Genomic DNA, 14,202 nt, shown 5'->3' on the forward strand with positions numbered 1-14,202 from the left:
GCATTATTGAATACGTTGAGTGAAATAGAGTTAGATCTTACAACCGCCGCCCGCACAATCATCATCTTGTGCCTGTACTGCGTCTTTTTGATCATCCTTCGCGCCATCACGAGTGTTGTGATAGTACAAGGTTTTCACACCAAATTTATATGCCGTCAGCAGATCTTGCAGCAACTGTTTCATTGGTACTTTGCCACTTTCATACGCGCTGGGGTCGTAGTTGGTATTAGCGGAAATCGCTTGGTCAACAAATTTCTGCATGATGCCGACTAGGTGCAGATAGCCGTTGTTAGAACCAATATTCCACAATAACTCATAGTTCTCTTTCAAATTAATGAAATCCGGCACGACTTGTTTCAAGATGCCATCTTTTGAGGCTTTTACTGAAACATAACCGCGAGGAGGCTCAATACCGTTGGTGGCATTGGAAATTTGCGAAGAGGTTTCTGAAGGCATTAACGCTGTTAACGTTGAGTTACGTAAGCCAAATTCCATGATCTCTGCGCGCAGCGCATCCCAATCATAATGCAAAGGTTCTGCGCAAATTTGGTCGACATCTTTTTTATAGGTGTCGATAGGCAGCAAGCCTTTGGCATAATTTGTTTCATGGAATAGAGGGCATCGGCCTTGTTCTTTGGCTAACGCGACTGAAGCCTTCAACAGGTAATATTGCATCGCTTCAAAAGTGCGGTGTGTCAAACCATTTGCACTACCGTCCGAATATTTCACGCCATTTTTCGCCAGATAGTAAGCGTAGTTAATCACGCCTACACCCAATGTACGGCGATTCATGGTTGACTTATAAGCGGCAGGCAGTGGGTAATCTTGATAATCCAACAGTGCATCTAGCGCACGAACCACAAGATCAGACAACTCTTCGAAATCATCCAGAGATTGAATTGAACCTAAGTTGAATGCCGAAAGCGTACATAGCGCAATCTCACCTTCATTATCTTCAACATTAGATAGCGGTTTCGTCGGCAGTGCGATCTCCAAACAGAGATTGGATTGGCGAACAGGCGCTACAGACGCATCAAACGGGCTGTGCGTATTGCAGTGGTCAACGTTCTGGATGTAGATACGGCCAGTGGAGGCACGTTCTTGCATCAATAGGGAGAACAGTTCTACCGCTTTCACCGTCTCTTTTTTAATCGAAGTGTCATTCTCATATTGAACATACAAACGTTCGAATTCGTCTTGGTTTTCGAAGAATGCGTCATACAATCCAGGCACATCAGAAGGGGAGAATAGGGTGATATTACCGCCTTGAACTAAGCGAGAATACATCAACTTATTGAGCTGAACACCATAGTCCATATGACGAACACGGTTCTCTTCAACGCCGCGGTTATTTTTCAATACCAGTAGCGACTGCACTTCACCGTGCCACAAAGGGTAGAAGACAGTGGCTGCGCCACCACGTACACCACCTTGAGAACAGCATTTCACTGCGGTTTGGAAATATTTATAAAAAGGAATACAACCCGTGTGGAATGCTTCACCACCGCGAATTTCCGAGCCTAATGCACGAATGCGGCCCGCGTTAATACCAATCCCCGCACGCTGTGATACATAACGCACGATAGAGCTTGCTGTGGCATTGATTGAATCTAAGCTGTCACCACATTCAATCAACACACATGAGCTAAATTGACGGGTAGGTGTGCGCACGCCCGACATGATTGGCGTTGGCAGCGAGATTTTGAACATTGATGTTGCGTCGTAAAAACGCTTAATGTAATCGAGACGGTTTTCTTTTGGATATTTCGCGAATAAGCAAGCGGCAACCAAAATGTAGAGGAACTGGGCACTCTCATAAATTTGTTTCGTCACACGGTTTTGCACGAAGTACTTACCTTCAAGCTGTTTTACCGCGGCGTAAGAAAAATTAAGGTCACGTGCGTGATCGATATAAGTGTCGAGTTCTTCAAATTCTGCGCGAGTATAATCTTCGATAAGGTGCTTATCGTATTTGCCCATTTCAACCAAACGAGAGACATGGTTGTACAAAGTGGGTGGCTCGTATTGTCCGTAGGCTTTTTTACGCAAATGGAACACCGAAAGACGAGCAGCTAGATATTGGTAATCTGGCGTCTCTTCTGAAATCAAATCGGCAGCGGATTTGATGATAGTCTCATGGATGTCAGAGGTCGTAATACCATCGTAAAACTGAATGTGAGCTTTCAGTTCTACTTGTGATACAGAGACATTGTGCAGGTCTTCCGCAGCCCACGCGATTACACGGTGGATTTTTTCAAGATCAATTGTTTCTTTGCGTCCATCACGCTTGGTGACAGTAAGTTTTTGGTTCATTCTGCTTCATTTCCCTAACAAAACTGATTAAGGCCGTATTTTTGTAGAATTGTTGTAAATCTCATCGCGGCTTTGTGATCTGAATTTATCTATATATTGTAGTGCAAACACAACATATAGGGGTTCTTTGCTTTGCGAGTTACAAGATAGTGCTATCTGAAGCTCATTTCAAGTTACAGATCTGGGACAGCTTGTGGATAACTAGCAAAAATAAAAAAAACAGTTAGTACCCACTTACTGATGATCAAAGAGCCGATTTGATTGTAGAAAATTACCGTTTTGAGTTTGGTTTAGATGTAACCACAATCAAAAAAAAACTTCTTGATCTTTGAGGAAAAAAGGGAGCGATTTTCGATGTGGTTAAAATGGAATCTAGAGCACAAAAAACAGCCTAGAAACCGAGAAAAAATGTGCTATTCGGCTTAATTTTTAACGTGAGCAATACGCTATCGATAATGGCATATTAGATGACCACTGACTTTAAAAAAGCTGAGTATGAACGATGTAATTGACATCAACATTGCGCCCTAAACGGTAAGTATCGGTTAACGGGTTATAAAGTAGGCCTGTTATTCCTTGCTCTTGCAGGTTTGTTTTATCAATCATCTTAATCAGTTCCGATGGGCGGATGAATTTTTCATGATCATGTGTGCCTTCTGGAACAATGCGTAGCAACTTCTCTGCGCCCACGATGGCAAACAGGTAAGACTTAAAATTACGATTGAGCGTAGAAAAGAAAACATGACCGCCGGGTTTGACCAACGCAGAGCAGGCTTGAACAACGGACAATGGATCTGGAACATGCTCAAGCATTTCCATGCAGGTGACAACATCATATGTGCGTGGGTTGTCAGTGGCGTGGTCTTCAATCGTACTTTGAATATAAGTGAGCTTTGTTCCGGTTTCTAAAGCATGTAAACGAGCGACTTCAAGCGGTTCTTTGCCCATGTCTAAGCCAGTCACTTGTGCACCTTCTCGCGCCATGCTTTCGGCTAAAATTCCGCCACCACATCCAACATCGAGCACCTTCTTGCCAAATAGGCCGTTGGTATTGACCAACACATAGTTCAATCTTAACGGGTTAATTTGATGCAGTGGCTTAAATTCACCATCCAGATCCCACCAGCGTGACGCCATCTCTTCAAACTTTTTAATTTCATTAAGATCAACGTTTTGTGCTTTAGTCATGTTAGATTCGCTCTTGCTGTCAAAATAGGCATCTTTAGTTGTGTGGGGTATTATAACCAGTTGATTATCACAGGCTACAGGTTATCTTTATTTCATTAATTTTTGGCTAAAATTTGGCCATTAATCAGCCGGGTATGGAATGAATGTGCAATTTCTCGGCACTTGATACACAACAAAGGTCACAACCTGATAAAAGGAAAGGGAAAGGGATGCCGAAGTAGTGAATTATGTGTTATATTTTTCGGCCTTGTACGTATCGAATATACGATCAAAAGATAGAGGGATAATGGCTCTATGAGCGATCTAGCTAGAGAGATCACGCCCGTAAACATTGAAGATGAGCTAAGAGGTTCATACCTAGACTACGCGATGTCCGTTATCGTGGGTCGTGCTCTTCCAGATGTGCGTGATGGCCTAAAACCAGTACACCGTCGCGTTCTATTCGCGATGAATGTGCTTGGTAACGATTGGAATAAACCATATAAAAAATCTGCCCGTGTTGTGGGCGATGTGATTGGTAAATATCACCCGCATGGTGATAGTGCTGTATACGATACGATTGTTCGTATGGCGCAGCCGTTCTCATTGCGTTACATGTTGGTCGATGGCCAAGGTAACTTTGGCTCGATCGATGGTGACTCTGCGGCAGCAATGCGTTACACCGAAGTACGCATGTCAAAAATTGCCCACGAACTGCTTGCCGATCTCGACAAAGAAACGGTCGATTATGTACCGAACTATGACGGTACAGAACAGATCCCTGCGGTTCTTCCTACGAAAATTCCTAACCTACTGGTGAATGGCTCATCCGGTATTGCAGTAGGTATGGCAACCAACATTCCACCCCATAACCTAACGGAAGTGGTTGAGGGTTGCTTGGCCTATATAAATAATGAAGACATCACCATTGATGAGTTGATGGACTACATTCCGGGCCCAGATTTCCCAACAGCAGCATTAATCAGTGGCCGCAAAGGAATTATCGACGCTTATAAAACAGGGCGCGGTAAAGTCTACATGCGCTCTAAAGCGGATATCGAAGTCGAGAAGAATGGTAAAGAAACCATTATCGTCAGAGAAATCCCTTATCAAGTGAACAAAGCACGCTTGATTGAAAAAATTGCTGAGTTGGTTAAAGAGAAAAAAGTCGAAGGCATCAGTGCACTGCGTGATGAGTCTGATAAAGACGGTATGCGTATTGTTATCGAATGTAAACGTGATGCGGTTGGCGAAGTGGTACTGAACAACCTTTACGCTCAAACACAGTTACAAACGACATTCGGCATCAACATGGTGGCGCTGGATAATGGTCAACCTAAGCTATTCAACTTGAAAGAAATGTTGAAATGCTTTGTTGATCACCGCCGTGAAGTGGTGACGCGTCGTACTATTTTTGAACTGCGTAAAGCTCGTGATCGTGCCCACATTCTAGAAGCACTGGCTCTCGCGTTAGCCAACATTGATGAAATCATCGAATTGATTCGCCGCGCGGCAACGCCAGCAGAAGCAAAAGAAGGCTTGATTGCTCGTGGTTGGGATCTTGGCAACGTAGCGTCAATGCTTGAACGTGCTGGAACCGATGCCGCTCGTCCTGAATGGCTTGAACCAGAATACGGTATCCGTGATGGCAAATATTTCTTAACTGAGCAACAAGCCCAAGCAATTCTTGAACTTCGTCTGCACAGATTGACAGGTTTAGAGCACGAAAAAATTCTTGATGAGTACAAAGCTCTTCTGGAAGAAATCGCTGAACTGATGCATATCCTTGCCAGCACTGAACGTTTGATGGAAGTGATCCGCGAAGAGCTTGAAACTGTTCGTGATGCTTTTGGTGACGCACGACGCACTGAAATTACCGCGGCAACTCACGATATCGACATGGAAGAGCTGATTGCTCGTGAAGATGTGGTCGTTACACTTTCTCATGCAGGTTATGTGAAATACCAGATCCTCAGCGATTACGAAGCACAACGCCGTGGTGGTAAAGGTAAGAGCGCGACGAAGATGAAAGAAGAAGACTACATTGAGCGTCTTCTTGTGGCGAATACTCATGACCATATTCTTTGCTTCTCGACTCGTGGTAAGACATACCGTTTGAAAGTCTATCAATTACCGCTAGCGAGCCGTACAGCGCGTGGTAAACCTATCGTTAACATTCTTCCTCTGGAAGAAGGGGAACGTATTACTGCGATTTTGCCAGTCACTGAGTTTAGTGATGATAAGTTTATCTTTATGGCGACCGGTGACGGTACAGTGAAGAAAACATCACTTTCAAGCTTTGCCAACGTGCGTTCTAACGGTTTGATCGCGGTTAACTTGCGTGAAGATGACTCTTTGATTGGTGTGGACATTACCGATGGCAACAGTGAAATTATGCTGTTTTCTAAATTTGGTAAAGTGGTTCGCTTTAAAGAATCAGAAGAAACGCCAGTATTGGATGAAAATGGTCAGCCTGTTCTTGATGAACATGGCCAGCCAGAAATTAAGTTCAAAGGTGTGCGCGCCATGGGACGCACAGCGTCCGGTGTTCGTGGTATGAAGCTAGCAGAAGGCGACCAAGTGGTATCGCTGATTGTTCCTTCAAATGACGGCGACATCTTAACAGTGACACAAAACGGCTATGGTAAACGTACAACCTTAGGGGAATACCCAACTAAAGGTCGTGCAACTCAAGGCGTTGTTTCAATCAAGGTGTCTGAGCGTAATGGTCAAGTTGTCGGCGCAGTGCAAACTGAAGAAGGCGATGAGTTCATGATGATCACCGATGCCGGTACGCTCGTTCGTACTCGCGTCGCGGAAGTGAGCCAAGTGGGACGCAATACTCAAGGTGTGACCTTGATTCGCACCGCTGAAGATGAAAACGTCGTAGGTTTACAACGTATTGAAGAAATTGAAGATGTTGAGTTACCAGAAGGTGAGGAATTGCCAGAAGGTGAAGCGAGCGTTGCAATTTTAGAAGTACAAAGTGACGCAGAAGAGACTGACTCAGAACCGAGCAGCGATTCTGAAGACGAGTAATCGTTTCACGTATCCACCTTTATTCTAAGGTGATAAAGAATAAAAGCCGGAGCATTGATTGCTTCGGCTTTTTACTTCTAGCGAGCAGCCCATCCAACAAGTGAAGGATTTCCATTCAGCGTTGAAATCGTGGTGGTCTTTTTGAAAAGATCATCTGTGCCACAAATACGGCTGACTCCACATCTCTCATTCAACCTAAAATTGCCTATACTTAGCTATTGAGTTAACGTCATAAAAGTCATTAATTTAATTTTAAACGTTCTAGAAAAGATAACTTTTTAATAAATAAGAAACCATTCATTGGTTAAGATCTGTCCCCATAACATAATGGCGCTACAACTAAAAAGGATATAAAAGATGTTTGCTAATCGGTTTACCTTACAATCGCGATTAATTTTTGCGGTGTTATTACCTTGCGTTGCGTTGATTATTGTTGGAATGGCGAGCTTCAATAGCATGTCGACGATTCAACGACAGGCAGAACAGCTCTATCTCAATACGGCCGCGCCAATGCGTTCAATGGCTGAAGTTGCCTCTCGAATTCCCCGTATGCGGGTTGGTATCGATATGATGTTACTTCAAGAGACGTCGTTAAGAGATAAAAAGGGTGTCCTCACACGCGTGAAAGAGACACGTGACGAAGATATCCCTGAAATGAGGCAGTCTGTCGAGCACGCAGTTCAGTCACAAGTGGATCCAGAACAGCGTAGACAAGTTCAGCAGCTGTTGACTGACTTTGAAAAAATGGTCAGTACTCAGCTTAATCCTATGTTGGCGGCATTTGAAAAGGGCGATCTAGATACGGCGCGCAACATATACCGAGATCAATATGCGGTTACCTATGGTGAACTGCGTAAAAAAGCCAATGTGATCCTCGATTCGCTACTAGAGCAGGCCAAACAGCAGAACGTCAATAGCCAAAAGAGTTATGCCCAAGGGCAAAATCACATGTTTATCATTATTGGTATTGGCGTGCTAATTTCGTTTGTCACTTCATTCTTTATTGTTATCGGCCTAAAAACGCGAGTGGCCAGCCTACAAAAATCCATTGCTTTGGCAGCTGAAAACATGGCGCTAGATGCTCGCATTGATTTAGGTGGTCAAGATGAGTTATCGAAAATTAGTGACAGTTTTAACGACTTCATTGAGAAAGTACATGTAGCGATCAAGCAAGTGGCTTCGAGTTCTTATGAATTAGCGAATACGGCTAACCAAGTTTCAGCTCGGGCACTATTAACCAAAAACAACTGCACTTCGCAACGTGATAGAACAGTTCAAGTGGCCACTGCCATTCATGAATTAGGCGCAACGGTAGGCGAAATTGCAAACAACGCAGCTCAAGCTGCCGACGTTGCGAAACAGGCCACTCATCAGGCGGAAAATGGCACCACTGTAGTAGAGAAAGCACAAGTGCAAATTGCAGATTTGATCACTGAATTAGAGCAAGCTGCACAAGTCGTAGGCTCTTTGGCTGGTCAAGTGGTTAACATCAGCTCGATACTTGAGACTATTCGTAGCATTTCCGAGCAAACGAACTTACTTGCATTGAACGCAGCGATTGAGGCGGCGCGAGCGGGAGAGCAAGGTCGAGGTTTTGCGGTCGTTGCCGATGAGGTGCGAAATTTAGCAAGCCGTTCTGCTGCATCAACCGAAGAAATTCAAAGAGTCATTAATAACTTACAGGAAGAATCGAAACGGGCGGTTGGGGCAATGTCCCAGGGCCGAGAGCAGAGTTTGTTGGTGGTTGAACAAGCTGAAAATGCCAATAGTTCGCTAAAACAGATCCGCGTTTATATAGAGAATATTAGTGATCAGAACATTCAAGTGGCGACGGCAACGGAAGAGCAATCAAGTGTGGTCAGTGAAATCAACCGCACCGTTGAAGATATTAATCATCTCACCATGGAAACAACAACAGTAGCTGAGGAGCTCACTGTCAGTAGCGAACATTTGAAAAAAGTTTCTAAGCAACTCGATAGCCTAGTGAATAATTTTAAATTGTAATTTTGATACTTTAGGCTTAGATATTAGAAATGTGATAACTATTCCATAACTTAACACGACATAAGACATGTCTATGAAAAATGGTATTATTTTTGAGAATTTTAGTATTTTTATAGGAATCGGTTGTGGACCCTGTGATATCGCAATTAAAGAAGGATTTTTATGCGCAGATTCGCTCTCTCAAAGACGGTCCGACATCTGAATCTCAAACGACCTTAGCACTGCTCACAGAAGAAGAGTTGCAACAACTTGAACAAATGTGGGTTGAACTGGCGGTTTGGAAGCAGTCGCAGAATATCTAACTGCCCACAAATCGATTAGCGCAAATTTTCGTAATAATCCCAAATAAAAAGCCAGCAGAACAGATGCTGGCTTTTTTGTTTATCACGTCGGCTGTTAATTATACGCGCGTGCGACACGTCCAAGTGATGACAGTTGATAATGTTCAGCGTATGCGGGGATGAAGATTGAGTGACCTTTTTTCACGGTTAGAGACTCACCATTGTCATGGGTTAAGGTCGCATCAACATCAATGGCAAAGATAATTTCGGCACTGTTGATTTTCACGTTAACTTGCGCGGCATTGAGGTAAATCGCAAACTTAAAATCGCGGACTGGGACAGGGAACAGTAATGCTCCATTTTCTTCGATTGGTTTCAATAACAGGCTTGAAGCGGGTTTTTCTTCAAATAGCGTGCATGATGCGAGCTCTTCAATATCCATGTGTTTGGGTGTTAGGCCAGCGCGCAACACGTTGTCTGAATTGGCCATGATTTCAAGCCCGGTACCTTTCAAGTAGGCGTGTGGCGTTCTGGCGTCTAAAAACATGGCCTCACCCGGAGCTAAAGTGAGTACATTGAGCATTAATGGAGAAAATAGACCGATATCACCGGGGTACTGTTGTGCCAGCTCTAAAATGAGCTCAAAAAGATCATCATCTGAATGATGATGGGCATACGCTAATAATGCATTCACCGCATGTTCTTTTTTCTCGCCAGTTAATGATAGCAATGCACTAAAAAAGGTTTTTAAACCTTGTGATGTTGGGTTGTATGCAAAAGCATCGACTAGGGTTGAAATCGCATTGATATTCAGCGTTTGAAATTGTTCAACAATCTCTGTGATTGGGCGAAACCCATTCATCGCTTGATAAGGGGTAAGGGCGTAAACCAATTCCGGCTTGTGGTTAGGATCTTTATAGTTGCGATGTCCGGCATTGAGTGGGATCCCCGCTTGGTTTTCTTTCTCAAAGCCAATTTCCGCTTCTTGCTTACTTGGGTGAACTTGAATCGAAAGGGCGTTCGCTGCGGCAAGTACTTTGAAAAGATAAGGTAACTCACCAAAGGTTGCCGCGGTAGCCGCAGAAAGAAACGCTGTTTTATCTTGGTTGATCATCTCAAGCAACGAAACAGGTTCTCCATTCACATGAATTTGTGAGCATCCGTTTGGGTGTGCTCCCATCCAAATTTCTGCTTGTGGAACCTTGGTTGGGTTAGCAATATCAAACAAGTGCTGAATCGAAGTCGTGCTTCCCCACGCATAGTTTTGGATGACATTGTCCATTAAAAAGAAAGGTTGTTTGTTATTGGTCATAGTACATCTCACAAAAAAATCAAAATAAAAACAAATCAGCAGTACATAGAGTAAGCGAAATAAAAAACTCCCGAATTAAAGCGGGAGTACAACATAAAGTCAGAAGCTCAGCGTTGATGAACATCAAGCACTCTCGGGGGAGAGTGCATGATCATTAAGCCGTTGCTTGTTGTAATTTCGCTTGGCGCATTTTTTTCAGAGTGATACAAACAACACCTGTCACTACAGCACCGGTTGCCATGCAAAGCAAAGCTAGCAAAGGCTTATTCATGGCACCGAGCAATGCTACTACAGGACCGCCGTGGGCAACACTGTTTGTAATGCCAAAAGTGAACGCCATAACTGCTGCAACCATCGACCCCAAGATGTTTGCTGGAATGACTGACATCGGATCTTGCGCGGCAAATGGAATAGCCCCTTCAGAGATACCAACCAAGCCCATTGCACCGGAAGCTTTCCCTGCTTCAATTTCAGAGGCTTCAAACAAGTTCAGTTTACGGCCCAGAACGGTTGCTAAAGCCATACCGAGTGGCGCGACTGGAATGGCACACGCCATTGCACCCATAAATTGAGTTTGACCGCTGGCAATCATACCAACAGAGAAAAGGAATGCCACTTTGTTAAATGGGCCACCCATATCAAAGCCAGCCATGCCGCCGAGCACAATACCGAGCAGTATCACGTTACCTGAGCTCATGCTCGTAAGTAGTGCGGTTAAGCCGTCCATCAAGCTTGCAATCGGCGCGCCGATAACAAAAATAAAGAGCCCAGAGATAAAGAGTGAGCCTGCGATGGGTGCAATCATGATTGGCACAAGTGGTTGAATAAACTTGTGAAAATGGATGCTTGTTAACCATTTGATGAAATAACCGACTAAAAGGCCTGCAATAATGGCACCGATAAAACCTGTACCGGCATCTGCGCCGTAGAATGACCCGTTGTTAGCGATCCAACCACCAATTAAGCCAGGAGTCAGAGCGGGGCGATCGGCGATCGCATACGCGATGTAACCTGCAAGAATGGGGATCATCAACGTAAAAGCAACCACACCGACGTTCAGCACTTGGTTCCACATACTGCCGTCAGGAATGGCCATACCAGCTTCGGTTGGCTCGCCGCCAATAGCGAGTGCTAAAGCAATCAACAAACCGCCAGTAACAACGAATGGGATCATATGCGATACACCATTCATCAAATAGCGGTATAAATCGGAGCGAGCTTGCGCCGCTTTGCCTTTTCCATCTAAAGTCTTGGTACTGGCATCGGCTTGATATTTTGGTGCGCTGAGGGCTTTTTCAATCAACCCTTTTGCATCACGAATCGGCGCTTTAACACCAGTTTCAATCAGTTTTTTACCCGCAAAGCGCACCATGTCAACTTGCTTGTCGCAAGCCACGATGATCGCATCAGCTTTAGCGATCTCTTCATCCGTTGGGCTATTTTTCACCCCAATCGAACCGTTGGTTTCGACTTTAATTTGATAACCCATCGCGGCGGCCCCTTTTTCCAGCGCTTCAGCGGCAAGATAAGTGTGTGCGACACCGGCTGGGCAGCCCGTTACGCCAATCAAGAAGCCTTTATTGGCTTCAACATCGGTTGTTTTTTCGGTTTTTTGTAGCAACAAATCTAGCGCTGCTTGCTCTGTTTTTGCATCTAAGAAACGTTGGATGAACCCTTCTTCAATCAGCTTAGAAGAGAGCTCTGCCAGCACTTCAATATGATGATTTGAACCACCATCAGGCGAGGCTATCATGAAAAATAATTTAGAAGGCAAGCCATCTTCCGCGCCATATTCGATACCGCTTTTGCTGATGCCTATCACAACTGCAGGCGAGATAACGGCGGAACTTTTGGCATGAGGCAGCGCGACACCATCTTCAAATCCAGTGTTACCAAGCTCTTCACGAGCATAGATATCGGCTAAAAACTGCGATTTATCGCTGATGCGTCCTTGTTCTAACAGTACATCGACCAGCTCTGAGAAAACGCCATCTTTTGATGTTGCTTTCAAATCAAGCCGGATCAAGTTCTCATTAATAAGTTGAGTGATCATGTTTCGTCCCCTATATGGTTTTTATCCCCTTCGCACTTAGAGCTGAGCCATGTTGGCTGAAACTTCAAACTGTTTGGGGATATTGTTATTGCGCACCGCGCTTTTTGTTGGAGATATTGTGAGCGCCTCGGGTGAACAGTGGTAGTGTACGAAACTGGCATTTACTGGATTATTGTAACCTGTGGCTGCAAACGTGATCAGGCTCTTATTTTGGTTTTAGGGTGATAATTTGAATTTATGATTAATTTTTTATTTTAATTCAATTGGATAAATTGATTATTTTACTTTTTCGATCGGAGTTATCGAATGCGTAATGATTGGTGATTCATTAGGTATTGGATTATAGTTGCCTCGTTTATTGATGGGTATAGGGTGAATTTTGTGATCCCAGTATTTAAAAATGTGATTGAAGTGCTGCTCTCGGAGCGAGAAAGTTTTAATCGAATATGGTTTGCTGGGGACAAAATAACGCCGCCAGCGTTCAGTTACCAAGTCAATTTCCCTCGTCTAGAATTGGTCTTAAGCGGCGTGTACAGCAACGAAATCGAAGAGATTGAACACGGTATCAGTAAGGTCAACATCTTATCTGGTGATGCGCTTTATATACCTCCGAACTGCTGGAATAAACCCGATTGGCAAGAGAGCTGTTCGGTCTTGAGTTTGCTATTTGGCCGTCGTCAAATGGGGTTTAGTTTGGTCAGTAAACACAAAGGCGAGAGTGGTTTTTATGATGTTCAGAAACACAGTATCCCAACGCGTACTGGGCACGCGATTGATCACATGCTCGAAGGGCTAAATGCATTAGCACGTGAGCCTCAGAAAAGTCCAATGGACGAACATTTGTTGCTGGCTCTGTTGAGTTACAGCGCCACAATGCTCGATCAACCGACCGCTTCTCCTAAAAAGCGCAGTGAAGATTTATATCAAGGTATCTGCATCTATATCCAAGAAAATTTTCATCGCAATATTTGCCGTGACAGCATCGCACAGCGGTTTAATATCTCTGCCAACCATTTGTCGCGCATGTTTCGCCAACAAGGACACATGACTCTTGCTGATTACATCACTTGGGTAAGAATTGAACGGGCAAAATTTATGTTGAAGAAATACACCTTTCGTTTAGCCGAAGTGGCCACGCGCTGTGGATTTCAAGATGTGAATTATTTTTTCCGCGTATTTAAAAGCAAAGCGGGTATGACTCCATCTGAATATCGAACTCTGTCGCAATAAAGCTATTCATTTTGTATTGGGTCGCACGGCTTAGCCATCACGTGCAGCAAAATGGCTTTAAGGGTTTCTTCTCTTTTTGCCGTAAGTAGCCATTGACGATGTTCCTCTTCCAGCAACCAACGAGTTAACTGCGTGACCGGTTTAATTACGGTTCGCGGCGCTGATGTCGGCAGTAATAAGGTGATGATCAGCGACACATCGCCGGATTTTTCTGACCATGATAGCGGGTTTGCTAACCAGTGAACCGCCAGTGTTGGCTGGGCAACTCGTGCGTGAATGACATGGGGGAGCGCTATTCCACGGCCAATAATGGTCGGGGAGATGGCTTCTCTTTTTTCCAGCGCATGCAAAATATCATGACAATACGTGGGCATGATCTGCTTAGCAATCGTGTCGAGTGCCTCTGATTTGCTAAGCTCAGGGCCTAATGTGGCGTAATGCCACTGTAGCGAAAAGGGCAGTTGAAAAGCAGAGTGGGTGGCAAACGCCAATTCCGCTTTGGCATTTTGTTTGTGTGATGTTGAAATAAGCAGTGTGTGCTCGCGTAAATACTCTGTCATCACCATGCAGGCCAACTCGGCGTCGAGCCCTTCAATGGCAATTTGGCATACATCTCCCGGGTTTGAACCAAGGCTTAACACTTGCAGTGTATGGTTGAGCATTGCCTTGTTGCCACGCGTGATGTTAAACAGCACCACCACCGAGCGAAAATGGCGGTTGAGATCTTTCAATTCATTTAATTGCCAGCTGACCAGACCGCCTGCTTTTAAAACAAAGGTGATGCGCGTTGTGATCATCGGCGG

The 14,202-nt window shown here is 44.4% G+C and carries 9 protein-coding genes; 4 read left to right on the forward strand and 5 right to left on the reverse strand.

What is annotated here, in order from left to right:
• Nucleotides 1–30: 30 nt before the first annotated feature.
• The gene (gene nrdA, locus NB504_RS02250; RefSeq protein WP_017046168.1) at nt 31–2,313 is read right to left on the reverse strand and encodes a class 1a ribonucleoside-diphosphate reductase subunit alpha; all 2,283 of its coding nucleotides are present in this window, start codon (nt 2,311–2,313) and stop codon (nt 31–33) included.
• 480 nt (nt 2,314–2,793) lie between these two features.
• Entirely contained in the window at nt 2,794–3,501 is a 708-nt protein-coding gene (ubiG, locus tag NB504_RS02255; RefSeq protein ID WP_258428171.1) for a bifunctional 2-polyprenyl-6-hydroxyphenol methylase/3-demethylubiquinol 3-O-methyltransferase UbiG, read from the reverse strand.
• Between the two features lie 294 nt (nt 3,502–3,795).
• Between ubiG and gyrA the strand changes: the two genes are divergently transcribed.
• The 3 genes from gyrA to NB504_RS02270 all read left to right on the forward strand — a co-directional run bounded on the left by gyrA (nt 3,796) and on the right by NB504_RS02270 (nt 8,825).
• Nucleotides 3,796–6,519 (forward strand): DNA topoisomerase (ATP-hydrolyzing) subunit A, encoded by a 2,724-nt coding sequence (gyrA, locus tag NB504_RS02260; protein ID WP_017049834.1) that lies wholly within the window; start codon nt 3,796–3,798, stop codon nt 6,517–6,519.
• A gap of 357 nt (nt 6,520–6,876) precedes the next feature.
• Nucleotides 6,877–8,523: a methyl-accepting chemotaxis protein gene (locus tag NB504_RS02265; RefSeq protein ID WP_017046166.1), complete on the forward strand. Its 1,647-nt coding sequence runs from the start codon at nt 6,877–6,879 to the stop codon at nt 8,521–8,523.
• A gap of 125 nt (nt 8,524–8,648) precedes the next feature.
• A complete protein-coding gene (locus NB504_RS02270) occupies nt 8,649–8,825 on the forward strand; it encodes a hypothetical protein (RefSeq protein ID WP_017042466.1) in 177 nt (58 codons plus the stop codon).
• A gap of 94 nt (nt 8,826–8,919) precedes the next feature.
• On the opposite strand, the gene manA is transcribed toward NB504_RS02270, so the two are convergent.
• Nucleotides 8,920–10,116, reverse strand: coding sequence for a mannose-6-phosphate isomerase, class I (gene manA, locus NB504_RS02275; RefSeq protein ID WP_405054797.1), 1,197 nt, complete (start codon nt 10,114–10,116; stop codon nt 8,920–8,922).
• A gap of 154 nt (nt 10,117–10,270) precedes the next feature.
• On the reverse strand, nt 10,271–12,169 hold the full coding sequence (locus NB504_RS02280; protein WP_017047683.1) for a fructose-specific PTS transporter subunit EIIC: 1,899 nt from the start codon (nt 12,167–12,169) through the stop codon (nt 10,271–10,273).
• Between the two features lie 372 nt (nt 12,170–12,541).
• Here NB504_RS02280 and NB504_RS02285 point away from each other — a divergent pair, with 372 nt between their 5' ends.
• Nucleotides 12,542–13,399, forward strand: a complete 858-nt coding sequence (locus NB504_RS02285; protein ID WP_017046162.1) for a helix-turn-helix transcriptional regulator — start codon at nt 12,542–12,544, stop codon at nt 13,397–13,399.
• 2 nt (nt 13,400–13,401) lie between these two features.
• On the opposite strand, the gene NB504_RS02290 is transcribed toward NB504_RS02285, so the two are convergent.
• Entirely contained in the window at nt 13,402–14,196 is a 795-nt protein-coding gene (locus tag NB504_RS02290; protein WP_258428173.1) for a PTS sugar transporter subunit IIA, read from the reverse strand.
• Nucleotides 14,197–14,202: the final 6 nt, after the last annotated feature.

Source organism: Vibrio sp. RM-69-4, assembly GCF_024743775.1.
Taxonomy (GTDB): Bacteria; Pseudomonadota; Gammaproteobacteria; order Enterobacterales; family Vibrionaceae; genus Vibrio; species Vibrio anguillarum.

Bases quoted from the DNA above. Each gene is read 5' to 3' on its own strand.
- nrdA (WP_017046168.1), bottom strand. From the start codon at position 2,313: ATGAACCAAAAACTTACTGTCACCAAGCGTGATGGACGCAAAGAAACA.
- ubiG (WP_258428171.1), bottom strand. From the start codon at position 3,501: ATGACTAAAGCACAAAACGTTGATCTTAATGAAATTAAAAAGTTTGAA.
- gyrA (WP_017049834.1), top strand. From the start codon at position 3,796: ATGAGCGATCTAGCTAGAGAGATCACGCCCGTAAACATTGAAGATGAG.
- NB504_RS02265 (WP_017046166.1), top strand. From the start codon at position 6,877: ATGTTTGCTAATCGGTTTACCTTACAATCGCGATTAATTTTTGCGGTG.
- manA (WP_405054797.1), bottom strand. From the start codon at position 10,116: ATGACCAATAACAAACAACCTTTCTTTTTAATGGACAATGTCATCCAA.
- NB504_RS02280 (WP_017047683.1), bottom strand. From the start codon at position 12,169: ATGATCACTCAACTTATTAATGAGAACTTGATCCGGCTTGATTTGAAA.
- NB504_RS02290 (WP_258428173.1), bottom strand. From the start codon at position 14,196: ATGATCACAACGCGCATCACCTTTGTTTTAAAAGCAGGCGGTCTGGTC.